Raw genomic sequence first — 23269 nt, forward strand, 5'->3', positions numbered from 1 at the left:
CCGATTAGAAATCGTTGTAAATATAAGTGCCGGTATTGGCTGTATGAAATCCATACATCCAAAAGAGCAATACTAATATCAGAAAATAAAAGCCCGTATGAAACGTCCATTTAACCAATGTATTTTCATAAGCACGTTTTAATTTTTGCATCATGTTAAAATTCCTTCCCCGCGTATTCAATAATTACACCAGTATATGACGATTAGATTAACAAAAAGTTTCAAAATATGTCTAATATCCTAAGCTTAAAATTTCCTTAAAAATGAATGAGAAACAAAAGGATGGAAAATACGCATGTATAAATTGGCAAATGATCATACTAAAAAAGCGATGTTCAGGCGGGATTTTTAACTTATCGTAAATATAAATGAGGTAAAAAAATTTCGGCGGCTTTTTCTTACGCAGGCTTGTGCCGAACCCCAATAGGGAAGGGCGGAAAGCCGTTTTCGGCAGCAAAGCTGACGGAGCGCCGCATCTTGTGAAATGGGGAAGAAATTATTATGATAGATAAGGTAGCAGAAAACATAAAAACCCCAATTCAACACTACTGTTATCGGCTGACTGTGAAAGCCTTTTAATAGAAAGGAAGAGGAAAATGAATCAAAACAATATGGGAGGCAGCCAAAAGACGCCTGAAAAAGAAAGCATGGGCCGCATTTTATGGCAGTTAACCCGCCCTCATACATTGACGGCATCGTTTGTGCCCGTACTTCTCGGCACCGTATTGGCGATGTTTTACGTAAAGGTTGATTTCCTGCTGTTTTTGGCCATGCTGTTTTCCTGCCTTTGGATCCAGATCGCCACGAACTTATTCAATGAATATTACGATTTTAAACGCGGTTTAGATACGGCGGATTCTGTCGGTATCGGCGGAGCGATCGTCCGCCACGGCATGAAGCCGAAAACGATTCTGCAGCTGGCGCTCGGCTCTTATGCGATTGCCCTCGTGCTCGGTGTTTATATCTGCATGAGCAGCAGCTGGTGGCTTGCGGCAATCGGCCTTGCCGGCATGCTGATCGGCTATCTGTATACGGGCGGCCCGCTGCCGATTGCGTATACACCGTTCGGGGAACTGTTCTCCGGCATTTGCATGGGCTCTGTGTTTGTCCTTATTTCTTTCTTCATTCAGACTGGCGGAATTAATGAACAGAGCATTTTGATTTCCATCCCGATCGCCATCTTGGTCGGCGCGATTAACCTGTCCAATAATATCCGTGATATTGAAGAAGATAAAAAGGGCGGACGTAAAACGCTGGCGATTTTAATGGGGCATAGGGGAGCCGTCATGATACTGGCCGCGTCCTTTGCCATCGCTTACATCTGGATCGTCGGTCTTGTTATCATGGGATATACAAGCCCGTGGCTGTTCCTGGTCTTTTTGAGCGTGCCGAAACCCGTTCAGGCCGTGAAAGGCTTCGTGAAAAACGAAATGCCGATGAACATGATTATTGCGATGAAATCAACGGCGCAAACCAATACATTCTTCGGATTCCTGCTTTCCATCGGACTCCTGATCAATTATTTCCTGATCAAATGACAAGGCAAATGCCATAACGGCATTTGCTTTTTTTATGAAATAATCTTCACGATTTTGTAAAGAACCTGACTGCCGACCGAACCGTCTGATATGTGGACAGCAAAGCAAGGAGATGAAAAAAATGGACTTGTCAACAGCCCATATGGATGATTTAAAAACGGTCATGGAAGATTGGAAAAATGAATTATTAGTTTATAAATTCGCTTTAGATGAGCTGGATACGAAGTTTTCTATCATCAGTCAGGAATATAATCTGATTCACGGGCATAACCCGATCGAGCATACAAAATCACGCGTAAAAAGTTTCGAGAGTATCGTCAATAAACTGATGCGCAAAGGCTGTGATGTGACGACGCAGGAAATGAAAGAGCATATTCATGACATCGCGGGTGTCAGGATCATCTGTTCTTTTATATCAGATATTTATAATGTCGCTGAGGTTTTGAAGCAGCATAAGGACCTGAACATTGTGAAGGTGAAGGATTATATCAAACATCCGAAGCCGAACGGCTACCGCAGCCTGCATTTGATTATTGAAATTCCCGTCTATTTGACGAATCGGGTGGAATATGTGAAGGCGGAAATCCAAATCCGCACTATCGCCATGGATTTTTGGGCGAGTCTTGAGCATAAAATTTATTACAAATTAAATAACGAAGTCCCGAAGCATCTGACTGACGAGCTGAAGGAAGCGGCGGAAATCGCCCATTATTTAGACGAAAAGATGCTTGGGATTAAGAAAGAAGTCGATTAACCGATTGGCGCATCATAAACAGCCGGACTGCAAATAAAAGCGGTCCGGCTGTTTGTTTATCCAATGACGCTCACCGTTTTTCGCTGCCGGCCTTGATCGTCTTGCCCCCGTTCACATAGAACCCGCCGATAAGGTCATTTTCTTTCCTCACCCCAAACAAAGAAGAAAGATATCAACTCGTCAACAGCACATTCCCGCAGAAAAAATGTGTAAGATCGAGGTTTACTTTTGAAAAAAAGGGAAAGAAAATGATACAACAAAAAGGGAGATGAATATCAGTGGGAAAGAATGAAACAATGCATATCGTATCATGTGCCGATGATCATTATGCTCGTCATTTGGGTGGGATGTTCGCTTCTTTATTGATGAATATGGATAAAACAAGGAATGCTAAATTATATGTGATCGACGGCGGAATTACTGCCGAAAACAAGGACAAGCTTGAACAGACTGCGATGTCATTCGGAACGCCGCTTGAATTTTTAGAAGTGGATGCTGATCAATACAAACATGCGGTCGAAAGCAGCCACATTACAAAAGCGGCTTATTACCGCATTTCCATTCCTGATTTAATTAAGGATGAGTCCGTAAAGCGGATGATTTACATTGATTGTGATGCAATTGTGATGGAAGATATTTCGGTTTTATGGGATTTGGATATTTCCCCGGCAATAGTTGCGGCAGTAGAAGATGCCGGACAGCATGAAAGGCTGAAAAAAATGAATATCAGCGACACGGCCAAGTATTTTAATTCCGGCATTATGATTATAGATTTTGAACCTTGGAGAAAACAGAATATTTCCAAAAAAGTGATTGATTTTATCAATGAAAACAGTTCGGAGGATTTTCTCGTGTTTCATGATCAGGACGCGCTTAACGCGGTCTTATATGATCAATGGTATGAACTGCATCCGCGCTGGAATGCACAGACGCATATTATCATGAATGAGAAAACGCCTCCTGAACTGATCGACCGTATACGTTACAGAGAAACACGGGCCGAACCGGCCATCGTCCATTTCTGCGGCGGAGACAAGCCTTGGAATACAGGCACCGCGCACCCGTACCGTGATCATTATTTCCGATATATGTCCTTTACGAAATGGAACACGGTCGATCGCCCGGCCATGAACCAATAGGCAGATGGAAGAAAAACGCTTATGAAGCCATGATGCGGCTCATAAGCGTTTTTTTAATGTTTCACCTGAATTGCGCGCACGCGTTTTTGCAGGCTGGTCTTTTCGGCAGACGGCTTCAGCCGGCTGACCGCCGTTTGTGCCGCTGATTTTGCCTTTTTCGTTTTGGTTTTTTCGGCCGTTTTCACTTTGTCTCTTGCCTGCTTCCGGTTGAGTTTCTCTTTTATCCGGTCAAGCCGTTTTTCCAGAGCGGTTTTTTCTTTTCCCGGCTGAAGCTCGCTCACTGCTTTTTTGGCTTTTGCGGCGTTGGCCTCAGAGGTCTTTTTTTCGGCCTGTCTGACGCTGGCCCCAGCAGTTTTCAAAAGGCCTGAATTGACAGCGTCAAGCCGCTTTTGCAGCCCTTTTTTCTCTGATCCGGCCGGTAATTTCCGGATGGCGCTTTGTGCCGCATTAACGGCGGTTTTTTTCTTTTGTTTTTCGGCAGTCCGGACTTTGTCTTTGGCGTCCGTCACATTTCTTGCTGTCTGAACTTTATTGATTCGGGACTCGAGGGCGGTTTTTCCCTTTGACTTGGAAAGCTTGCTGACAGCCGTTTTTGCTTGATTGATATCTGCCTGCTTTTTCGTTTTTTCCGCTTTTATTACGGCCCGTTCGGCAAAGCTCTTTTGCTTTGCGTGATATTGCACCAGCCCGTACCCGAATTGGCTGTCACGTCCGGGAGCGCCCAGATCTTTAATGTTTTGCTGCATCTGCTGTCGGAGCTGTGTATTTGTTTCTTCCGGATATTTTTGCTTGAGCAGCGCGAACATTCCGGTGACGTGCGGCGCGGCTTGAGATGTGCCGTCAGCCACGGCGTACATTTGATTCAGGTACGTGCTCGTAATATTGGTGCCGGGTGCGGCAAATTCAATTTGTTTTCCGGTCGTGGAAAAAGCCGCAAGCCCGTTTTTTTCGGTTGACGCTGAGACTGCCGTTACGCTGCTGTAGGCGCCCGGATAATTGACGGGTTTTTTGTTGCCGTCGTTTCCTGCGGCGGCTACGATGACAATGCCTTTTTTGTATGCTTTGTCGACGGCGTCGTGAAGAATTTTGCTGTCTGCGTTAGTTCCGAGACTCATATTGATCATGTCCATTTTGTTGGCGATGGACCAGTCGATCGCTTTAAGAAGGCTTTTGAGATCTCCCGCACCTTTTCTGTCCAATGCTTTAACCGCATATAACCGGACATCCGGCGCGATGCCGTCAATGCCGTATCCGTCATGTTTGGCGGCAATGATGCCGGCGACATGCGTACCGTGCCCGTTGTCATCCTTGTATGAAGAGGTATAGCTGACTGCGGAATAGCCTCCCGCAATGGACAGGTCATCATGAGGGTAAATGCCGCTGTCAATGACAGCCACTCTCACCTTTTTTCCCGTCAAGCCTTCTTTCCAGGCCTGCTTGACCTGAGTGGGCTCTATATCCCATTGCGGCAGGGTGTAACTGCCGCTTGAGGCCGCTGTTAACGGGTGGATATCAGAACCGCCTGCTGCCTGAAAGGATACATTGTCTTCAACATATAAAATGTCAGGATCATGTTTCAGGTCTTTCACCGTTTCCGAATCAGCCGACACGGCGACTGCGGGAAGATGCTGATAGGTCTGTTCCACATCCGCTCCGCTGTCTATGGCGGATTCCTTGCCGTTATTATTTTTGTAGACCACGATAACGTCCCGGTCCTGCGTCTCGGCGTGAGCGGGTGCCGCGGCGGAGAACAGGGTGACACACAAGGCCGCGGCTATGATTGGTTTCAGGGTGTGATACATTGTGATTCCCCCTTTTTCTTTATATATCGGCAGTGCGGAATTCTTTTTTTCCTGAGGGATAAGGAAAATTTCTGTATGCAAATGTAAGCGTTTCCAAAATATGATGGAGAAAATGCTTTGAGACATCTGCGCAATGAACTCAAAAAGGGGGTTTTTTGATAAATGAGTACGTTTAATCGGGTCATGGAAGAAAAAATCATGCCTGTCGCCGGAAAAGTCGCCGGCCAAAGGCACTTAAGGGCTTTGCGGGACGGCATTATTTTGACTATGCCGCTTATTATCATCGGATCGGTTTTTCTGATTCTGACGAGTCTCCCGATTCCCGGTTATGCCGATTTTATGGCGGGTCTTTTCGGTGAACAATGGGTTGAAAAGCTCGGGTATCCCGTGAATGCGTCCTTTGACATTATGGCGCTTGTCGCCGCCTTCGGGATTGCTTACCGGCTCGCAGAAAGCTATGAGGTGGATGCCCTGTCGTCGGGAGCCATTGCCCTTGCCGCCTTTTTATTGGCGACACCGTATCAGATTCCTTTTATCCCTGAAGGCTCGTCAACAGAGATTATGGTGGGGGGCGGCATTCCGATTTCGCTGCTCGGAAGCAAAGGCCTGTTTGTCGCGATGATCATAGCAATGCTGTCTACGGAAGTGTACCGGTTTATCGTACAAAGAAATATCGTCATTAAGATGCCTGACGGTGTGCCGCCTGCGGTCAGCAAATCGTTCGTCGCGCTCATCCCCGGATTCATTATTATTACGCTCGTATGGCTGGCCCGTCTGTTTATTGAAATGACTCCTTTTAAAAGCCTCCACAATGTCGTAGGCGACCTGCTGGGCACTCCGCTGTCTATTTTAGGCGGGAGTCTCGGCGGAAGCCTTGTCGCCGAATTCGTGCAAATGCTCCTTTGGTCGTGCGGCATACATGGCGCTTCCATTATCGGCGGGGTCATGTCACCGATTTGGTACGGAGCGATGGACGTCAACCGTTTGGCTTTTCAAGCGGGAGAAGCGCTGCCGAACATTTTTACGACACAGTTCTTTCAAATATGGATCAATGTCGGCGGAAGCGGCGCAACGCTGGCCCTTGTGCTGACCATGCTTGTGCGCTCCAGAAGCAAACAGATGAAACAGCTCGGCCGGCTCGGCATCGGACCCGCGATCTTTAACATTAACGAGCCGATTATTTTCGGGATGCCGCTTGTCATGAATCCGCTGTTAATCGTGCCTTTTATCATCGCACCGCTCTTGACCATTACGGCGACGTACATCGGGATGAGCACGGGAATGGTGGCAAAACCGGCGGGAATCGCCGTGCCGTGGACGATGCCGCCGCTGATTTCCGGTTATCTGGCGACGGGCGGGAAAATCTCCGGTTCGGTCATGCAGCTGATCAACCTCCTGATTACATTTATCATTTATTATCCGTTTTTCAGAATGTGGGATCTTCAAAAATGGAGAGAGGAACGGGCAGCGGAACAAAACGTCACAGAAGAAATATAAAAAAACGGGCGCTTCTGCCCGTTTTTTTTAACGCTGGAAAAATTCGATCCATTCGCCGTCCGGTCCTTCAATGTAAAAGTAGCGGTACCCGTTCGGAAGCGTCGTGATTTCTTCATCGATAAATACGGCGCCCTGACGCTTCGCATGCGTGAATTCCGCCGCGATATCTTCAGTTAATAAAGCGATATGATGCACTTTTCCTTCTGCGGGAAGCTCGCTGCTGTAGCCTTGAATCAGCTCAATCTCCGTCTCAGGCCCTTCCTGAAAGCCGAGAAAGGCAAGTTCAATAATGCCGTTCGTATGAGTGATACGATCCTTTAACTGCATACCGAGAACGTCTTGGTAAAAAGCAATGGATGTTTCAATATCTTTGACCATAATGCCTGTATGGTCGATTCTTTTGGCTGTCATGGTTTTTCCCCCTGTTTTGAATTTTTCGGGACAATGCATGTTTTATGGTACGATAAGAGAAAGCAAAACGAAAGAGGAATGCACAATGAAGCTACTTACAGTGAAAGATACATTTGCCGGAAAGCTGAAAAAAGGATTCCCCCTGATTGAAAAAGACGCTCTGTCCGGAAGCTCGGCTCACTTAACAGAGGGCGATCTTTTTGATGTGACATCCGAGAAGGGCGAATTTATCGGGAAAGGCTATTACGGTTTGCAGAATAAAGGAGTCGGCTGGGTGCTGTCCCGTGCGAGAGACGAACAAATCGACGGACGTTTTTTTCTGGGCAAGCTGAAAAAAGCGGCTGAAGCAAGAGCCCATCTGTTTAAGGCACCCGATACGACGGCGTTCCGTCTGTTCAACGGTGAAGGCGACGGCATCGGCGGCGTCACGATTGATGTCTATGACGGTTATCTGCTGATTCAGTGGTACAGCAAAGGCATTTACGCATATAAGGACAGTTTGATTGAGGCAATTGACGGCCTGGAGCTTTCTTATAAGGCGATCTACGAAAAGAAACGGTTTGATACCGCCGGACAATACGTGGAAGACGACGACTTTGTCAAAGGTGAAAGAGGAGACTTTCCAATCATTGTCCAAGAAAACGGCATACAGTACGCGGTGGATTTAAACGACGGGGCGATGACGGGCATTTTCTTAGACCAGCGTCATGTACGCAAAGCGATTCGGGACAAGTATGCAAACGGCAGACGGGTGCTGAACACATTCTCTTATACGGGGGCATTTTCGGTTGCGGCGGCGCTTGGAGGAGCTGAGAAAACGACCAGTGTCGATGTCGCCAACCGCAGCCTTGCAAAAACGATTGAACAGTTCAGCGCCAACGGAATTGATTACGAAGCACATGATATTAAAGTCATGGATGTTTTCAAATACTTCGGCTATGCGGAGAAAAAAGGGCTGGCGTTTGACCTCATCATCCTTGACCCGCCTTCTTTCGCCCGTACAAAAAAACGGACGTTCAGCGCGGCGAAAGATTATAAAAACCTGCTGAAGGAAACGATCGCCATCACCGCAAAAAACGGCATCATCGTTGCATCGACAAACAGCAGCGCCTTCAATATGAAGAAATTTAAAGGCTTTATAGAGACCGCCTTCAAAGAAACAAACGAGCGTTACGACATTTTGGAAGAATATACGCTTCCGGAAGATTTCAAAACGATTCCCGCGTTTAAAGAAGGGAACTATTTGAAAGTTGTTTTCTTGCGGAAAAAATAAACAAAAAAGCCGGGCATGCATGCAGACCCGGCTTTTTTTCTATTCAATAATCTGCTGGACCCGGCCGATTTGCCCGTCTTCCAGGCGAACCTTAATGCCGCGCGGGTGGAAGCTTGAGTTCGTCAAAATATCTTTCACGATTCCTCTTGTCAGCTTTCCTGAACGCTGATCGGCTTTCAAGACGATATCGACTTCAAGCCCTTTTCTGATGCTATTTCGCTGCTGGCCGTTCATATGACACATCCGTTCTTCAGTCTTTTCACTTCATGTCTTATCATATCGTGTTTTCGTCTTTTTATGAAGGACAGACTGATTGATCTCCGGCAAATAAAAAAGACCGCTCTGTCAGGAGCAGTCTTTTATGACATAAACGAAAGCAAAATCGGAGCCGCGCACAGCGTCATAATCGCGGCGAGAATCATGGACACGCTTGAGATCGTACCTGATACGGAGCTGAGCTCAAATGCTTTAGATGTTCCCGCTCCGTGCGCGCTTGTTCCGAGCAGCACGCCCCGGGCAATTTCGTTATCAATGCGGAAATAGCGGATGACCATCGGCCCGATGATCGTTCCGAGTAAAGCCGTTAAAATGACGAAAACCGCTGTTACGGCCGGCATCCCGCCGATCATTTCTGAAACGTTCATGGCAATCGGCGTCGTCACTGATCGCGGCACGAGACTGTCGACTAAGCTGCTGCCGAGATGGAACCATTTTGCGATAAAGGCCGTTGACAGAATGGCGATACATGAACCGACCGCTACGTTCAAAATAATTTCCACGGCGTATTTCTTTAAAATCGGGAAATATTTATAAAGCGGGATAGCGAACGCCACTGTTGCCGGCTGAAGCATATCGGTCAGCAGTCCGCCGCCGAGATTGTATGTCTGATACGGGACATTGACAAGAAGCAGCAGTACGACCAAAACAGCGGGCGTAATCAGAAGCGGCGACGTATACACCCGCGGAAAACGAATGTAGAGTTTTTTCGCGCCCAAATACACTAAGACAGTTAAAAATAAACTTATGATTCCGATGAACACGTTTGTTTTTTCTCCTTTCTTTTTGCTATCAGCTGTGTAAGCGTACCTGTTGAAACCATCACGACAAATGTGCTGATGATGACGACAAGTAAAATGCTTACACCGAATTTAGACATAATATCTCCGTATTCAATCACTCCGACGGCAGACGGGATGAAAAACAACAGCAGCTCACCGAGGAGCCATGCTGCGCCAAGCTCGATCCATTCAAGCTTGATAATCTTGAAATGCAATAATGTGAAAAGAATCACAATCCCGATTATACTGCCGGGAATATTTATATGAAGAGCCGCCGTGACCCAATTGATCAGACGCGCAAATATAAACAGCAGAGCGATTTGAATAACGGTAAGCAACAATTTTTTCATAATGATGCCTCCCTTATATTTATATTGTACATAAGGTTTTGCTATAGGTAAAATATATATAAAGAATAATATGTATTCCTTTTGTCTATAGAAAGGATGAGATGAAATGGACATCCGGCACTTAACGTACTTCTTGGAAGTGGCCCGTTTGAAAAGTTTTACGAAGGCTTCGCAGTCACTGTATGTTTCACAGCCGACAATTTCAAAAATGATTAAAAATCTGGAGACAGAGCTCGGCATCAAGCTGTTTTACCGTAATGGCCGGCAGGTTGAACTGACTGACGCCGGACAAAGCATGTATGTGCAGGCACAGGAAATCACAAAGTCATTCCAAAACCTGACATCAGAGCTGAATGATATTATGGAGGTAAAGAAAGGGCACGTCCGCATCGGATTGCCGCCGATGATCGGGTCGGGCTTTTTCCCGAGAGTGCTCGGTGACTTCCGCGTCACATATCCCGATGTGACGTTTCAGCTCGTAGAGGACGGCTCTATTAAAGTGCAGCAAGGTGTGGAGGACGGCTCGCTTGATATCGGGGTCGTCGTGCTTCCCGCGAATGAAGAGATTTTTCATACGTTTACAATCGTAAAGGAAACCCTCATGCTCGTCGTCCATCCGTCACATCGGCTCGCGGACGAGAAAGAATGCAGTCTTCACGAATTGAAAGAAGAGCCGTTCATCTTTTTCAGGGAGGATTTTGTCCTTCACAATCGAATTATGACAGAATGTGTGAAAGCCGGGTTCAGGCCGCACGTCATTTATGAAACGTCACAGTGGGACTTTATCAGCGAAATGGTATCGGCCAATCTCGGCATCGGCCTGCTGCCGGAAAGAATCTGCCGCGGCCTTGATCCTGAGAAAGTCAAAACCATTCCGCTCGTTCACCCGGTCATTCCGTGGCATTTAGCCATCATTTGGCGGAAGGACCGCTACATGTCCTTTGCCGCCAGAGCCTGGCTGGAACATACAAAATCGTATTTGTGGAATCCGAAAAAGAGAAAAAAGGATGATTAAGCATGGATGCACAAACGGCAGCTCAACACTTGAGTAAAGTGCGGGAGCAATGCCCGCTCGTTCACAGTATCACCAATAACGTCGTCACGAACTTCACCGCTAACGGCCTGCTCGCGCTCGGCGCATCGCCCGTTATGGCTTATGCAATTGAGGAGGCCGCCGACATGGCGAAAATCGCCGGAGCGCTCGTCCTGAACATAGGCACCCTCAGTCCGGCATCGGTTGAAGCTATGATCGCCGCGGGAAAATCAGCCAACGAAAACGGCGTTCCGGTCATTTTTGATCCGGTAGGCGCCGGCGCCACGCCGTTTCGGACGGCATCAGCCCGCAAAATCATACAGGAGGTCCGCTTGTCCGTCATTCGCGGAAATGTCGCGGAAATCGCCAATATTGCCGGCGCATCCGATTGGAAGATAAAAGGCGTGGATGCTGGGGAAGGCGGAGGAGATGCGCTTCAGATCGCCAAGACGGCTGCAAGCGGGCTGAAAACGGTCATTGCGATTACCGGAAAAACCGACATCATCTCTGACGGCACCGACACATACGCCGTTCATAACGGTGATAAACTGCTGACGAAGGTGACGGGGGCGGGATGCCTGCTGACGTCTGTAATCGGAGCCTTCTGCGCAGCGGGCCAGGATATTCTGCAAGCGGCCGTTTCAGCCGTTTCTGTATACGGAAGCGCCGCTCAGCTTGCCGCTTTGGACACGTCTCACAAGGGCCCGGGCAGCTTCCAGATTGAGCTTTTAAACAAGCTGGCAAGCATTTCAGAACAAGAAGCGGCCGAGCTTGCTGCAATTGAAAGGGTGACAGAAAAATGACGCGTATTTCTTGGGAAATGATGAAGGATATGTTATCGGTTTATTTTATTATGGGATCAAATAATACTGATGCAGACCCCGTGTCTGTAGTGAAAAAAGCCATAGAGGGCGGCGCTACGCTTTTTCAATTTCGGGAAAAGGGGAGCGGTTCTTTAACAGGGGAGGAACGTGTCCTGTTTGCAAAGCAGGTGCAGGATGTCTGCAGACAGGCCGGCATTCCTTTCATCATTAATGATGATGTTGAATTGGCCTTGCGCCTTAACGCGGACGGAGTGCATATCGGCCAGGATGACGCAGACGCTGCAGAAACGAGAGCGGCAATCGGTGATATGATTCTCGGTGTATCAGCGCATAATGTCTCCGAGGTGAAGCGGGCGGAAGCGGCCGGAGCCGATTACGTCGGAATGGGCCCGGTCTATCCGACCGAAACGAAAAAAGATGCTGAAGCTGTGCAGGGCGTTACATTGATTGAAGAAGTGCGGCGTCAGGGCATCACCATACCGATTGTGGGAATCGGCGGCATTACGGCGGCCAATGCGGCGCCCGTCATTAAAGCGGGAGCAGACGGCGTCAGCATGATCAGCGCCATCAGCCAAGCCGATGATCCAAAAGAGGCGGCGCGCAGATTTTTTGAAGAAATTCAGCGTTCCAAAGCAAAAAGCTGACATGTTTCTGTCAGGAGGGCTGTCCGGGGAGGACGGCCCTTTTTCTGTATGCGCAACTTTTTATTGACAAAGGCCGAGATCGGACTATGATTATGATATATAATGATAATCATTTTCAACTACAGGAGGTGCATGATGGCACGGAAGCTTGCTTTCATGTTATTCAGCCTGCTCTTCATAGCCAGTTCTTCTGCCGTGGCGAAAGGCGCTGATCCCATCGCTTCACTTATCAGCCTGAATCAGCAAATGATTCAATCTGCAAAGGACGGAAACCTGCAATCCGCCGAAAAAACATTTTCACAATTCAAAACAGTGTGGAAAAAGGAAGAGCCTGCTATTAAAAAAGAAAATCTATCTTCCTATTCAAAAATGAACTCCAATATCGCAATGATTTCACTTTCTTTGCTTAATAAAGACACAAAAAAGGTACAGGCGGAGCTTTCTGAGCTTGGATCCCATTTAGAAACCTACCAGCAGGCCGTCACAGTAAAAGACGCAGCCGGCGGGAGCTCAAGGCTTACACTCTCAGCCTATATTCAAAGCTTAAAAGAGACGAAACAGCTGATCAAAAGCAGCCAAACCGCTGAAGCCCAAGCAAAAATCGATCAGCTTGTCACGAATTGGCTGGCTGTCGAAGGAGACGTCGTGTCCCAATCCAAAACGGCCTACACAACCTCAGAAGAGAATCTGGCGCTCATGAAAGCGGAAGCCGAAAACCGCCCGGATCAGGCCGTTAAACATATTGACGAAATGATTCAGCTCCTTGAGCCGATTGCGTCAAGCAGCTACAGCTGGCTGGACGCTGCTCTTATCCCGATAAGGGAGGGAATGGAGGCGCTTCTTGTGATCGGCGCGCTGTTGACGATGACGAAAAAAGCCCGGGTCACCCGTTCATCCGCTTGGATCTGGAGCGGAGCGTCACTCGGCATGCTCGTCTCTCTCGGGGCGGGGGTCGGCGTCACACTGCTGTTTTCCTCAAACATTTTCGGAGAAAACAATTTTCTGCTCGGCGGCGTGACCGGCATTCTGTCTGCCGTGATGCTCCTGTTTGTCGGCGTCTGGCTCCACCGCAACGCTTCAATGGATAAATGGCGGGAAAAAATCAACACACAAAAATCGCAGGCGCTTAAAAAAAGAAGTCTGCTGTCCTTCGCGCTGATCGCCTTTTTGGCAGTCGTCAGAGAAGGGCTTGAAACGGTAATCTTTTTTATCGGCCTCGTCGGCAAGCTGCCGCTTACCGAATTAATAGGAGGAACCGCAGCGGGATTGCTGATCCTTGCGGCAGCGGGTTTTCTCATGATTAAGCTCGGAATGCGGATTCCGTTAAAGCCGTTCTTTCTGCTGTCCATGGCCGTCGTTTTGTATATGTGCGTGAAATTTCTCGGTACGGGCATCCACAGCCTGCAGCTGGCGGATATTCTCCCGTCTGACGCTGAAAGCTGGCTTCCGTCGGTATCGTTTCTCGGCATCTATCCGTCGGTTTTTAGCACCATTCCGCAGTTGATCATTATTGGCTTTTTAGCCGCAGCACTCATCATGGAAGCCGTAAAATTAAAATCGAATAGAAGGGAAGTTGCAAAATGAAACAGATCCGGAAAGCGGCTTTATCAGCCGGCTTACTCCTCGCTCTGTGCTCGGGCTGCGGCGCTCAGCAGTCAGCGTCTGACAAAGGAGCCGAAAAAACCAGTGTAAATCAGGACATCAAAACATCAGTGGACAAAATGGAGGATATTCTGACCAAACTGAATGAATCCGTTAAAAAACAAGAGCGGAAAGGCATTCAGCAAAAAGGAAAAGAACTGAACAGCTACTGGCTCTCATTTGAAAATAAAATCCGCGGAGATTATCCGTTTGAATACACGGATATCGAAAAGCACCTGCAGCCGATTTATACAGAAGCACAAAAAGATAAGCCTGATACAGAGAAGATTAAATCGGAATCTATATCGCTGACAGCCTCGCTGGAGGAGCTGACGGGCGCTGGAAAAAGCAGCAAAAAGGCCAGTGACCAGCTCAAGAAAGCTGCGGGTGACTATAAAACATATGTCAAAGAACAGAGCGATCAGCTTGTAAAATCGACCGAAGCATTCACAGACGCCGTCAAGGCGGGGAACATCAATCAAGCGAAACAACTTTATCCGAAGGCGCGCGTCTATTATGAGCGAATTGAACCGATTGCCGAAAGCCTCGGCACGCTTGATCCGAAAATCGACGCCAGAGAAAATGATGTGGAAGAAGGCGGCAAATGGACGGGCTTCCACAAGCTTGAAAAAGCGCTCTGGAAGGACAATCAGATTTCTGGCGAAAAAGAAACGGCCTCCGTCCTGTTAAAGGATGTGAAGGAGCTTGACGGTTCTATCGATTCTCTCAAACTGACGCCTGAACAAATCGTCGCCGGCGCCATGGAGCTTCTGAATGAAGCGGGCATCTCAAAAATCACGGGTGAAGAAGAACGTTACTCCCGCATTGATTTAACAGATCTGGCCGCCAACGTCGAAGGCTCAAAAGCCGTCTATGAAACAGTGAAAAGCGCGCTTGTGAAAGATCATTCCGGCGTCACCGAAAAACTTGATACGGAATTCAGTGAATTTGAAGTTTTGATGTCGAAATACAAAACAGGCGATCATTCGTATACGTCTTATGATAAATTAAGTAAAGATCAAATCAGAGAGATAAGCACGAAGCTGACGGCTCTTTCTGAAACCATGTCGAAGATTGCCGATGTGCTTTAAAAGGAGTTATGACACAGCATGAGCGATGAACAAAACAAGGAAAAACAGATCCACAGACGGGATGTCCTGAAGTGGGGCGCCGTAGCGGGCGCCGCCGTCGCTGTGGGAGCGAGCGGCCTCGGAGGACTCGCTCCGCTCTTCAAACCGGCGGCCACCGCTTCAAAGAAGAGTGAAGGAAAAAGTGATAATGAACAAATCGTTCCTTTTTACGGGAAGCACCAAGCGGGAATCACAACGGCGCATCAGACGTATGTGTATTTTGCGGCGCTTGATGTCAAGTCAAGCAACAAAGCTGATGTCATCTCCCTCTTCAGAAATTGGACCAGTCTGACGCAGCTGCTGACCTCAGGCTCGGCTTTGTCAGGCGAGCAAAAAAATAAATATATGCCTCCGCAGGATACCGGCGAGTCGCAGGATCTGGCACCGGCGAATTTAACTGTTACCTTCGGCTTCGGCGCCGGATTTTTTGAAAAAGACGGGAAGGACCGCTTTGGGCTGAAGGATAAAAAACCGAAGCACCTCGCTGAAATTCCGCCGATGCCAAACGACAAGCTCGATCAGAAACAAGGCGGCGGTGATATCGTCATTCAGGTCTGTGCGGATAATGAACAAACGGCGTTCCACGCGGTGCGCAATCTGATTAAACAGGCTGTCGGCGTGTGTGAAGTCCGTTTTCTCAATAAAGGTTTCTTAAGCGGCGGGAAAAACGGCGAAACCCCGCGCAACCTTTTCGGATTCAAAGACGGCACCGGCAACCAAAGCACAAAGGATGAAAATCTGATGAATTCAATCGTTTGGGTTCAATCAGGGGAGCCGGACTGGATGACGGGCGGCACGTACATGGCGTTTAGGAAAATTAAAATGTTTTTAGAAATATGGGACCGTTCATCCTTGAAGGAACAAGAGGACACGTTTGGGCGGGTGAAAAGCTCGGGCGCTCCTTTCGGACAAAAAAAGGAGACTGATCCCGTCAAGCTGAATCAAATTCCCGCCGACTCGCATGTCAGCGTGGCGAAATCAACCGGCAGACAGATTCTGCGGCGGGCGTTTTCTTATACGGACGGAATCGACCCGAAGACGGGCTATGTTGACGCAGGCCTGCTGTTTATCAGCTTTCAAAAAGACCCGGACCGCCAATTTGTCCCGATGCTGAAAGCTTTGGCGGCAAAGGATGCGCTGAATGAATACACACAAACGATCGGCTCTTCTTTATTCGCCTGTCCCGGAGGCTGTAAAAAAGGAGAATATATCGCCCAGAAGCTGCTGGAATCGTGACACCTTCCATATGGAAGGTGTTTTTAAAAAATACTTGTAACTATTTTTGTTACAACGTAAAATAAAAAGGAAAGGAGACATACAATGACACTGCGGATTAAAGTATATACTGATTATGTATGTCCGTTTTGCTTTGTCGGCAAAGCGGCGTTTGAAGAAGCAATCAAGGACAAGGACGTACAGGTGGAATGGATGCCGTTTGAATTGCGTCCGAGCCCCTCACCGAAACTTGATCCGGTAAATGATCCCGCCAAGCGGCAGATGTGGAAAAATTCAATTGAACCGATGGCGCGGTCTTTAGGCGTTGAGATGACATTCCCCCGCGTATCACCGCATCCCTACACGGATTTGGCGTTTGAAGGTTTTCATTTTGCGAAGGAACATGGGAAAGGAAGCGAATACCATACACGCGTTTTTCAGGCATTCTTTCAGGAAGAACAAAATATCGGTGACATTGACGTGCTGACAAAGCTCGCGGAAGAAGCCGGACTTGACGGCGTCGCGTTCAAAGAGGCGCTTGAGACAAGAGCGTACAGGGACATGCAGCGGGAAGCGCTCCGCCATGCCTATGAGGAAGCCGGCATTACGGCAGTGCCGACGTTTATCATCGGCGATGAAAGAATCCCGGGCGTCGCGGGAAAGGAAACTTTTGAACAAATCATTGAACGGGAATTGAATAAACGTTAATCCGTAAAAAGCCCTCTTTGCATCAGCAAGAGGGCTTTCCCATATAGTGTTGGACAAATATTTGTCTGTCCGCTTCATACGCCGCGGCGTCAAAGGAGTCACCGCAAAAATGAAGGCACTAAGGGTCTTTCTGGCAGGCGACGCCGACTTGATAGCCGTGTTTTTGAAATTCGAGCGACTGTGATGTGTCGTAAAAATGAAAGCCCCGAAACAAATCCTCCCGCCACTCCACATCATATTGAGCGGCCATTAACAATCCGTCAATGGCGTCAGCGGGCATAAACAGTCGGTCTTCATCATCGTTTTCGAATTCAAGCGGATGGCAAGCATTCCCGCGGTATTCAATCACTTTCCCCATCCGCTGCCCGCTTTCCCGCCAAATGCCGTTCGGCGGAAGTGTTTTGCAGCCCGCGACACCGAGAAGACCGAGCTCACGATGAGATTGAAAGATATGAAGCATGTCTCGCAGGAAATGCTGATGAATGATAAATGTATCCTGATGCAGATAAATTTTATATTTGGAAGGGTGTTTCAGCGCTTTGTTGTAGGAGGAGGCCATGCTTTCTGAATCGTATATCGGCATGATATCAACGGAATGTGAAGGGGGGACGGTAAGCTTCAGAATATGGTTTTTGCATCGGGAGTAGAGCGACTCATCATTCACGCAAATGACAAACAGAAATGAATGTGCATTCATTACATGCTCCTCTCGGCCTCAATCACGTATTGATAGGCCGATGCTTCTGTCAGAAAATCATGTCTTATGCCAAGCTGTACGCATACTTCGTGCAATGAGGCGATGGCCCGGTGATAAGAGGGATGATCAACGCGGATCGCCTCAATGCGTTTCACCTCATAGCCTGCCGCTTTAAATAATGAAAGAGTTTCTTCCCGGGTAAAAAAACGCAGGTGGGTCTGATCCATTAACCCGGCGTCCCTGTAAGTCCATTTGCCGGCTAAAAGCTCCAGCACCACTGAGATGTGGCCGACATTCGGTATGCATGCAAGCACCGTGCCGTCTTTTTTTACATACGGGCGAAGCTTTTTCAGCACTGACCACGGGTCGACAAGATGCTCCAGAACGTCTCCGAACAGCATACAATCGAATTGTTCTGATTCGTACGGAAGAATGGCGGATTCAATGTCGCCGCAAAGCACATGGCTCAATTTGCTTTCCGCCTTTTTTGCTGCTTCGGGAAACGCTTCAATGCCGTAAACCGTTATTCCGCGGTCTTCAATCGCCGCGCCTAAATTGCCCGTGCCGCAGCCGACATCGAGCACTGTCCGCCAGTTTTTGTCTATTTTGTTTAATAAATAAGGATTCAGGCCTTCGTAGTAGCTCTGTTTTTTTTCATCATAATAGGGATTCGTATCCATCCGTGTATCACCTCATAAATGGGCATAATACACAAGATATGCAGCGGGGGGATCTCAAATCACCATGTTTGGCTGTTCAGGTAGCGGAATGGGGGCGGGAATGGTTGTCCGTTCACGGTTTTGTACTCTGATTCCCCTCTTAAGATGGCAGTGTTCCTTTGAAAACTCGGGTGAAAGGATCCGCCTGTAAATCTTACTGCTGGCGGATGGTGTTTTTCATTGATGTTTTTTTCTTCACCGCTTTTTCAGTATTTAAGAATCGCCTTACATCGTCAATGTGCAAACCCATGATTCTAGCTTCTTGAATTAACAATTGCCAATCTTGATCTATATTCTTCATTACATGAGTTTTCATAAGAACCTCCAATTGAAAAAATGATTTGCCCAGCTACAGCAGCCAATGTGTAACAAATATCACACATAGTTGGCCGGTAATCCCAAATTGAAGATGAATTCACCTACCTATTCCCTAAAAAAATGACTGAAATAACCAAAATCCTTCAAGAATTCTTACATATAATAATAAACAAATAAATACTGACTGGATAGTATGTAAATAAAAATAAATCATATGACCTATTAACATTTACCCTTTGATCGTCGACTAGCATATTCTTTTTGTATAAAAAATACCGCAAAAGAATGATTCGGTGTAAGATAAAGTGAATGATCAAACAGCTGGGGTAAAAAATGAAAAAAAACAAATTTCAAATTAAGAGAGAAGAAACATTTGAAAGTTTTATTGACGCAGGCCTTCATCTCCTGATTGACAGAGCTTACGATTCAGTCTCAATCGATGACATCAGTAAAGCGGCGGGGTTCAGCAAAGGCGCGTTTTACGTTCATTTTGAAAGCAAGGAAGATTTTCTGAAGCATTTGTTAGACAGGCGTCAGATTAAAAAAAGGATCATCACGGGCTATCTCGACGAAATAGAAAAGCAAACAGCGCGGCCGTTGACGCTTTGTGAAGCCGCGGCAAGCACAGCAAGCCTGTTGATGAGGTTTGTAAACAGCAAGCCTGCCTGGAATGTGGTGTCTTTTGCCGTTCATATGCCTACTTACAAAGTCGTCAGTGAATATGAAGCGTATATCCGCCTGTATAAGTTATGGATAGAAGAAAGCGCCATGTACATAAATTGGCTCAAATCGAGAAATTTAATAGAAGACCATATAGATACCGAGCATACCGCTAAAATAATGTGCGCGCTCATCGACGGGATGATCAAGCAATCCAATGTGCTGGGAAGGCCCGTTACTTTCCGCAGCATGTTTGACGCGCTCTATGTTTTTGTCAGCGGCAGAAAATCAGGGTAACGTTCTTCTTGATTTGACAAAAGGTTTAGAAAAGTTTTTCAGAAAGCGAGGAACTGCCATGCGTTACAGAGAAATTATGATGTATATCATTATGGGTGTGTTTACGACGATCGTGAACATCGTCAGTTTTTACATTCTGACGGCGGTATTTGAGATGGATTACAAGGCGGCGACCGTCGCCGCTTGGGTTCTGTCCGTTCTATTTGCATATGTCACGAATAAACTGTATGTATTTCAGCAAAAAACTGCGGGGATGCGGAGTCTGATGAAAGAATTGACTGCCTTTTTCAGCGTGCGGGTGTTGTCTCTCGGCATAGATCTCGCGATGATGATTCTTTTGGTCAGTCAATTTCACATGAATGAAACGTTGGCGAAAATCGCCGATAACGTCATCATCGTAGTCGTCAACTATGCTGCCAGCAAGTGGATTGTTTTCAGAAAAGCGAAAGAAGGGGGCGTGTCATAACGGTTTCTTTGCGCGCCCGGGGGAAAGAGTAACGGTGAAAGGGGATGCGTATGAAACACAAAATAAAGAAAGCGTTTGCTGATGTATTCGGGGAATCGGAAGGCCTGCGTCTTTTCTTTGCGCCCGGCAGAGTGAATCTCATCGGGGAGCATACGGATTATAACGGGGGCTGCGTCTTTCCGTGCGCGCTGACGATCGGTACATATGCAGCCGTCAGAGAAAGAGGGGACAGGCTCGTCAGAATGTACTCTCACAATTTTAAGGAAGCAGGCATAAAAGAATGCAGTCTCGATGATATCCGCTATCAGAAAGAGGACGGGTGGGCCAATTATCCGAAAGGGGTCATGGCGGAATGCCTCCGCAGCGGTTTTTCCCTTCCGCACGGCTTCGATATTGTATTCTGGGGAAATATCCCGAACGGCGCAGGGCTGTCATCATCAGCTTCTATTGAACTTGTCACGGCGGTCATTCTCAAGGAATGTCATGAGCTTGATGCAGATATGCCCGATTTGGTGAAACTGGCTCAAGCGGCGGAAAATTCCTTTATCGGCGTCAGCTGCGGCATTATGGATCAATTCGCCGTCGGGATGGGAAAGAAACATCATGCGATCCTGCTGAATTGCGGAACGCTCGCCTTTGAATATATTAGACTCGGGGTGTCGGGACTGTCGATCGTGATTGCGAATACCAATAAAAAACGGACGCTTGCAGACTCAGGCTATAATACGAGGCTCAAGGAGTGCCGGGAAGCGCTTTATGATCTGCAGAAGCACCTTTCCATTCAGTCGCTGGGGGAGCTGTCTCCCTCCGCTTTTGATTCCCATGCGGAGCTGATTCAGAATGAAGTGAACAGACGCCGGGCGAAACACGCCGTCTATGAAAATCACCGCACCAAAAAGGCGGCCGGCATGTTCAGTAACAATCAGCTTCATCATATCGGTGAATTAATGAGGGATTCGCATCTCTCGTTACGCGATGATTACGAGGTGACAAGTTTTGAGCTGGACACACTGGCTGAAGCGGCCTGGCGCCACGAGGGGGTTGTCGGGTCAAGGATGACGGGAGCCGGTTTCGGAGGCTGTACGGTCAGTATCGTCAAGGATGATGCGGTTTCAGATTTTATTGAAACGGCAGGAGCCCGCTATGAGGAACAGACCGGGGGAAAGGCCGATTTTTACACGGCGGACATCGGAGCCGGAGCGAGAGAACTAAGGGGGGATGACGATGGCGATTGAGCGGCATGTGGAACGTTTAATCCGGTACGGACTGCAAAAAGAGCTGATTTCCTTTCTTGATATTGAATATACAAGAAACCGTTTATATGAAACTTTGCATATCACCCATCCGGCGCCATCAGCACGGACGGAAACTGAATCGGAGGCATCTCTGCCGGACATATTGGCCCCGATTTACGAATGGGCGGCAAAGGCGGGCCGGATTGCAGCCGATACAGACACATATCGCGATCTGCTGAGTGCGAAGATCATGGGCTGCTTTGCCCCGCAGCCGTCTGAGATTGTCCGGCGCTTTGAAGAAACAAAGGCGGTGCACGGGCCGGAGCAAGCGACAAAGGCATTTTACCGATTTTCAGAGGATGTATATTATATCCGTTCGGACAGAATTCAGCGGAATATCGGGTGGACGGCTGAGACAGCTTACGGAAAGCTGGATATCACGATCAACCTTTCAAAACCTGAAAAAGATCCGAAAGCAATTGCCGCTGCCAAAGAGCAGCCTCAATCCGAGTATCCGAGATGTGTTCTCTGTAAAGAAAACGTCGGGTACGAAGGGAGGCCGGATCACCCCGCGCGTCAAAACCTTCGCGTCATTCCGGTGATTCTCGGCGAGGAGCAGTGGTTTCTGCAATTTTCTCCGTATGTGTATTACCGGGAGCATTGCATCGTATTGAAAGACCGGCACGAACCGATGAAGATCAGCAAAAAAACGTTTGACAGGCTGCTGGCGTTCGTCAGCCAGTACCCTCACTATTTTCTCGGTTCCAATGCTGATTTGCCGATTGTCGGCGGCAGTATTTTAAGCCACGATCATTTTCAAGGCGGCGATCATGAATTTCCCATGGCGCAGGCGGAGACAGAAAGCCGTTACAGGCTGCCTGATTATCCGAAGACGAAGATGGGCATTGTGAAGTGGCCGATGTCGGTCATCCGTCTGCAAAGCGAGAGCGCATCTGAGCTATCTGACGCGGCGGACACCATCCTGCGGGCATGGCGCGGCTATACCGATGAAGCGGCGGATATCCTCGCTTATTCAGGGGAAACACCGCACAATACAATTACGCCGATAGCCCGGCGGAGAAACGGTTTATTCGAATTAGATCTCGTCCTCAGAAATAACCGCACCTCTGATGAACATCCGCTGGGAATTTTTCATCCCCATCAGGAAGTTCATCATCTGAAAAAAGAAAATATCGGACTGATTGAGGTGATGGGGCTGGCGATTCTGCCGGGGCGTCTTGAAGAAGAGATGAAACGCACGGCTGAAGCGCTGTGCTCACCGGACCCGGATGCGGCCTTGACGGCCGATCCTTCTGCGGCCAAGCATAAAGATTGGGCGCTCGGCGTGCTGCATAAGCGGAAGGTAACGAAAGAAAACGCGGAACAGATTCTAAAAGAAGAAATCGGCCATGTCTTTGCGCGGATATTGGAGCATGCCGGCGTCTTTAAACAGACAGAAGAAGGCAGAGCGGCTTTCCGGCGGTTTATCCGCCATTTGGGCGCTCTACCGGAAAAAAGCCTCATCCCTTAAGGGACGAGGCTTTTTTTTATCCTCTGCTTCTGGCGATCAGGCTGAACAGGAATACCACGATCGCCGCTCCGATGATTGCCGGAATGATGGCAAAGCCGGCAAGGTGAGGGCCCCATGTGCCGAGCAGGCCGTGTCCGATCCATGCGCCGATCAGACCTGCGATCATTGACCCGATAATCCCCCCGGGCATACTACCTTTTACAAATAAACTTCCGATCCAGCCGATAATAATGGCAACAATCAGAGATACGATAAAACTCATAAATATCACTTCCTATTTTTTATATTTATGCCTATATGATTCCTTCGTTTTGTCTATATTAAACATA

Annotated in this window: 25 protein-coding genes and 1 pseudogene; 16 read left to right on the top strand and 10 right to left on the bottom strand. The window is 47.9% G+C overall.

The genetic code is table 11. The features are described from left to right. Nucleotides 1-4: 4 nt before the first annotated feature. A complete protein-coding gene (locus tag AUL54_RS11880; RefSeq protein ID WP_013354059.1) occupies nt 5-154 on the bottom strand; it encodes a teichoic acid D-Ala incorporation-associated protein DltX in 150 nt (49 codons plus the stop codon). A gap of 442 nt (nt 155-596) precedes the next feature. Here AUL54_RS11880 and AUL54_RS11885 point away from each other — a divergent pair, with 442 nt between their 5' ends. The 3 genes from AUL54_RS11885 to AUL54_RS11895 all read left to right on the top strand — a co-directional run bounded on the left by AUL54_RS11885 (nt 597) and on the right by AUL54_RS11895 (nt 3431). Then, nucleotides 597-1538: a 1,4-dihydroxy-2-naphthoate polyprenyltransferase gene (locus AUL54_RS11885; protein ID WP_047475954.1), complete on the top strand. Its 942-nt coding sequence runs from the start codon at nt 597-599 to the stop codon at nt 1536-1538. 121 nt (nt 1539-1659) lie between these two features. Next, nucleotides 1660-2292: a GTP pyrophosphokinase YwaC gene (locus AUL54_RS11890; RefSeq protein WP_060963957.1), complete on the top strand. Its 633-nt coding sequence runs from the start codon at nt 1660-1662 to the stop codon at nt 2290-2292. Nucleotides 2293-2570: 278 nt separating this feature from the next. Further along, nucleotides 2571-3431 (top strand): glycosyltransferase family 8 protein, encoded by an 861-nt coding sequence (locus AUL54_RS11895; protein ID WP_060963958.1) that lies wholly within the window; start codon nt 2571-2573, stop codon nt 3429-3431. Between the two features lie 53 nt (nt 3432-3484). On the opposite strand, the gene AUL54_RS11900 is transcribed toward AUL54_RS11895, so the two are convergent. Beyond that, nucleotides 3485-5233 (bottom strand): S8 family peptidase, encoded by a 1749-nt coding sequence (locus tag AUL54_RS11900; protein WP_060965096.1) that lies wholly within the window; start codon nt 5231-5233, stop codon nt 3485-3487. Between the two features lie 162 nt (nt 5234-5395). Here AUL54_RS11900 and celB point away from each other — a divergent pair, with 162 nt between their 5' ends. Then, nucleotides 5396-6730 (top strand): PTS cellobiose transporter subunit IIC, encoded by a 1335-nt coding sequence (gene celB, locus AUL54_RS11905; protein WP_060963959.1) that lies wholly within the window; start codon nt 5396-5398, stop codon nt 6728-6730. 27 nt (nt 6731-6757) lie between these two features. Here the strand turns inward: celB and AUL54_RS11910 are convergent, their stop codons facing one another. After that, nucleotides 6758-7141: a glyoxalase GlxA gene (locus tag AUL54_RS11910; protein ID WP_032875731.1), complete on the bottom strand. Its 384-nt coding sequence runs from the start codon at nt 7139-7141 to the stop codon at nt 6758-6760. An 85-nt stretch (nt 7142-7226) separates the two neighbouring features. Between AUL54_RS11910 and AUL54_RS11915 the strand changes: the two genes are divergently transcribed. Next, on the top strand, nt 7227-8414 hold the full coding sequence (locus AUL54_RS11915) for a class I SAM-dependent rRNA methyltransferase (protein ID WP_060963960.1): 1188 nt from the start codon (nt 7227-7229) through the stop codon (nt 8412-8414). A gap of 39 nt (nt 8415-8453) precedes the next feature. Here the strand turns inward: AUL54_RS11915 and AUL54_RS11920 are convergent, their stop codons facing one another. The 3 genes from AUL54_RS11920 to AUL54_RS11930 all read right to left on the bottom strand — a co-directional run bounded on the left by AUL54_RS11920 (nt 8454) and on the right by AUL54_RS11930 (nt 9822). Then, nucleotides 8454-8648 (bottom strand): YwbE family protein, encoded by a 195-nt coding sequence (locus AUL54_RS11920; RefSeq protein WP_060963961.1) that lies wholly within the window; start codon nt 8646-8648, stop codon nt 8454-8456. 125 nt (nt 8649-8773) lie between these two features. After that, nucleotides 8774-9454, bottom strand: a complete 681-nt coding sequence (locus AUL54_RS11925) for a CidB/LrgB family autolysis modulator (protein WP_012118753.1) — start codon at nt 9452-9454, stop codon at nt 8774-8776. After that, nucleotides 9436-9822: a CidA/LrgA family holin-like protein gene (locus AUL54_RS11930; protein WP_016937505.1), complete on the bottom strand. Its 387-nt coding sequence runs from the start codon at nt 9820-9822 to the stop codon at nt 9436-9438. Before AUL54_RS11930 ends, AUL54_RS11925 begins: the two co-directional genes overlap by 19 nt. 106 nt (nt 9823-9928) lie before the next feature. On the opposite strand from AUL54_RS11930, the gene cidR reads away from it, so the two are divergent. The 7 genes from cidR to AUL54_RS11965 all read left to right on the top strand — a co-directional run bounded on the left by cidR (nt 9929) and on the right by AUL54_RS11965 (nt 17017). Then, a complete protein-coding gene (gene cidR, locus AUL54_RS11935; RefSeq protein WP_045925509.1) occupies nt 9929-10837 on the top strand; it encodes a cidABC operon transcriptional activator CidR in 909 nt (302 codons plus the stop codon). Nucleotides 10838-10839: 2 nt separating this feature from the next. After that, on the top strand, nt 10840-11658 hold the full coding sequence (gene thiM, locus AUL54_RS11940; RefSeq protein ID WP_060963962.1) for a hydroxyethylthiazole kinase: 819 nt from the start codon (nt 10840-10842) through the stop codon (nt 11656-11658). Continuing rightward, complete coding sequence (gene thiE, locus AUL54_RS11945; RefSeq protein WP_060963963.1) at nt 11655-12323, top strand: thiamine phosphate synthase; 669 nt, start codon at nt 11655-11657, stop codon at nt 12321-12323. Before thiM ends, thiE begins: the two co-directional genes overlap by 4 nt. Nucleotides 12324-12458: 135 nt before the next feature. Further along, nucleotides 12459-13907 (top strand): FTR1 family protein, encoded by a 1449-nt coding sequence (locus AUL54_RS11950; protein WP_060963964.1) that lies wholly within the window; start codon nt 12459-12461, stop codon nt 13905-13907. Beyond that, nucleotides 13904-15055 (top strand): iron uptake system protein EfeO, encoded by a 1152-nt coding sequence (efeO, locus tag AUL54_RS11955; protein ID WP_060963965.1) that lies wholly within the window; start codon nt 13904-13906, stop codon nt 15053-15055. Before AUL54_RS11950 ends, efeO begins: the two co-directional genes overlap by 4 nt. An 18-nt stretch (nt 15056-15073) precedes the next feature. Beyond that, entirely contained in the window at nt 15074-16330 is a 1257-nt protein-coding gene (efeB, locus tag AUL54_RS11960; protein ID WP_060963966.1) for an iron uptake transporter deferrochelatase/peroxidase subunit, read from the top strand. Between the two features lie 84 nt (nt 16331-16414). After that, complete coding sequence (locus tag AUL54_RS11965; protein WP_060963967.1) at nt 16415-17017, top strand: DsbA family oxidoreductase; 603 nt, start codon at nt 16415-16417, stop codon at nt 17015-17017. 22 nt (nt 17018-17039) lie between these two features. Here AUL54_RS11965 and AUL54_RS11970 read toward each other — a convergent pair. The 3 genes and pseudogenes from AUL54_RS11970 to AUL54_RS11980 all read right to left on the bottom strand — a co-directional run bounded on the left by AUL54_RS11970 (nt 17040) and on the right by AUL54_RS11980 (nt 18749). After that, nucleotides 17040-17714, bottom strand: a pseudogene (locus tag AUL54_RS11970) (glycosyltransferase family protein). Next, nucleotides 17714-18394: a class I SAM-dependent methyltransferase gene (locus AUL54_RS11975; RefSeq protein ID WP_060963968.1), complete on the bottom strand. Its 681-nt coding sequence runs from the start codon at nt 18392-18394 to the stop codon at nt 17714-17716. The pseudogene AUL54_RS11970 and the gene AUL54_RS11975 overlap by 1 nt, the downstream one beginning before the upstream one ends. 193 nt (nt 18395-18587) lie before the next feature. Then, nucleotides 18588-18749 (bottom strand): anti-repressor SinI family protein, encoded by a 162-nt coding sequence (locus AUL54_RS11980; RefSeq protein WP_060963969.1) that lies wholly within the window; start codon nt 18747-18749, stop codon nt 18588-18590. Nucleotides 18750-19084: 335 nt separating this feature from the next. On the opposite strand from AUL54_RS11980, the gene AUL54_RS11985 reads away from it, so the two are divergent. The 4 genes from AUL54_RS11985 (at nt 19085) to galT (ending at nt 22940) form a co-directional block, all read left to right on the top strand. After that, a complete protein-coding gene (locus tag AUL54_RS11985; protein WP_060963970.1) occupies nt 19085-19708 on the top strand; it encodes a TetR/AcrR family transcriptional regulator in 624 nt (207 codons plus the stop codon). Nucleotides 19709-19787: 79 nt separating this feature from the next. After that, nucleotides 19788-20174 carry a GtrA family protein gene (locus tag AUL54_RS11990; protein WP_032864817.1) on the top strand — a complete coding sequence of 129 codons (387 nt, stop codon included), beginning with the start codon at nt 19788-19790 and terminating at the stop codon, nt 20172-20174. A gap of 50 nt (nt 20175-20224) precedes the next feature. Further along, a complete protein-coding gene (locus AUL54_RS11995; protein WP_060963971.1) occupies nt 20225-21409 on the top strand; it encodes a galactokinase in 1185 nt (394 codons plus the stop codon). Then, nucleotides 21399-22940: a UDP-glucose--hexose-1-phosphate uridylyltransferase gene (gene galT, locus AUL54_RS12000; RefSeq protein WP_060963972.1), complete on the top strand. Its 1542-nt coding sequence runs from the start codon at nt 21399-21401 to the stop codon at nt 22938-22940. The genes AUL54_RS11995 and galT overlap by 11 nt, the downstream gene beginning before the upstream one ends. 16 nt (nt 22941-22956) lie before the next feature. Here the strand turns inward: galT and AUL54_RS12005 are convergent, their stop codons facing one another. After that, on the bottom strand, nt 22957-23202 hold the full coding sequence (locus tag AUL54_RS12005) for a GlsB/YeaQ/YmgE family stress response membrane protein (protein ID WP_014419187.1): 246 nt from the start codon (nt 23200-23202) through the stop codon (nt 22957-22959). Between the last annotated feature and the right edge of the window lie 67 nt (nt 23203-23269).

Source organism: Bacillus sp. SDLI1 (assembly GCF_001553895.1).
In the GTDB taxonomy this organism is placed as follows: domain Bacteria; phylum Bacillota; class Bacilli; order Bacillales; family Bacillaceae; genus Bacillus; species Bacillus siamensis.

Excerpts from the sequence above, each read along its gene's own strand:
- AUL54_RS11880 (WP_013354059.1), bottom strand. The coding sequence starts at position 154 with ATGATGCAAAAATTAAAACGTGCTTATGAAAATACATTGGTTAAATGG.
- AUL54_RS11885 (WP_047475954.1), top strand. The coding sequence starts at position 597 with ATGAATCAAAACAATATGGGAGGCAGCCAAAAGACGCCTGAAAAAGAA.
- AUL54_RS11890 (WP_060963957.1), top strand. The coding sequence starts at position 1,660 with ATGGACTTGTCAACAGCCCATATGGATGATTTAAAAACGGTCATGGAA.
- AUL54_RS11900 (WP_060965096.1), bottom strand. The coding sequence starts at position 5,233 with ATGTATCACACCCTGAAACCAATCATAGCCGCGGCCTTGTGTGTCACC.
- celB (WP_060963959.1), top strand. The coding sequence starts at position 5,396 with ATGAGTACGTTTAATCGGGTCATGGAAGAAAAAATCATGCCTGTCGCC.
- AUL54_RS11910 (WP_032875731.1), bottom strand. The coding sequence starts at position 7,141 with ATGACAGCCAAAAGAATCGACCATACAGGCATTATGGTCAAAGATATT.
- AUL54_RS11915 (WP_060963960.1), top strand. The coding sequence starts at position 7,227 with ATGAAGCTACTTACAGTGAAAGATACATTTGCCGGAAAGCTGAAAAAA.
- AUL54_RS11920 (WP_060963961.1), bottom strand. The coding sequence starts at position 8,648 with ATGAACGGCCAGCAGCGAAATAGCATCAGAAAAGGGCTTGAAGTCGAT.
- AUL54_RS11930 (WP_016937505.1), bottom strand. The coding sequence starts at position 9,822 with ATGAAAAAATTGTTGCTTACCGTTATTCAAATCGCTCTGCTGTTTATA.
- cidR (WP_045925509.1), top strand. The coding sequence starts at position 9,929 with ATGGACATCCGGCACTTAACGTACTTCTTGGAAGTGGCCCGTTTGAAA.
- thiM (WP_060963962.1), top strand. The coding sequence starts at position 10,840 with ATGGATGCACAAACGGCAGCTCAACACTTGAGTAAAGTGCGGGAGCAA.
- thiE (WP_060963963.1), top strand. The coding sequence starts at position 11,655 with ATGACGCGTATTTCTTGGGAAATGATGAAGGATATGTTATCGGTTTAT.
- AUL54_RS11950 (WP_060963964.1), top strand. The coding sequence starts at position 12,459 with ATGGCACGGAAGCTTGCTTTCATGTTATTCAGCCTGCTCTTCATAGCC.
- efeO (WP_060963965.1), top strand. The coding sequence starts at position 13,904 with ATGAAACAGATCCGGAAAGCGGCTTTATCAGCCGGCTTACTCCTCGCT.
- efeB (WP_060963966.1), top strand. The coding sequence starts at position 15,074 with ATGAGCGATGAACAAAACAAGGAAAAACAGATCCACAGACGGGATGTC.
- AUL54_RS11965 (WP_060963967.1), top strand. The coding sequence starts at position 16,415 with ATGACACTGCGGATTAAAGTATATACTGATTATGTATGTCCGTTTTGC.
- AUL54_RS11975 (WP_060963968.1), bottom strand. The coding sequence starts at position 18,394 with ATGGATACGAATCCCTATTATGATGAAAAAAAACAGAGCTACTACGAA.
- AUL54_RS11980 (WP_060963969.1), bottom strand. The coding sequence starts at position 18,749 with ATGAAAACTCATGTAATGAAGAATATAGATCAAGATTGGCAATTGTTA.
- AUL54_RS11985 (WP_060963970.1), top strand. The coding sequence starts at position 19,085 with ATGAAAAAAAACAAATTTCAAATTAAGAGAGAAGAAACATTTGAAAGT.
- AUL54_RS11990 (WP_032864817.1), top strand. The coding sequence starts at position 19,788 with ATGTATATCATTATGGGTGTGTTTACGACGATCGTGAACATCGTCAGT.
- AUL54_RS11995 (WP_060963971.1), top strand. The coding sequence starts at position 20,225 with ATGAAACACAAAATAAAGAAAGCGTTTGCTGATGTATTCGGGGAATCG.
- galT (WP_060963972.1), top strand. The coding sequence starts at position 21,399 with ATGGCGATTGAGCGGCATGTGGAACGTTTAATCCGGTACGGACTGCAA.
- AUL54_RS12005 (WP_014419187.1), bottom strand. The coding sequence starts at position 23,202 with ATGAGTTTTATCGTATCTCTGATTGTTGCCATTATTATCGGCTGGATC.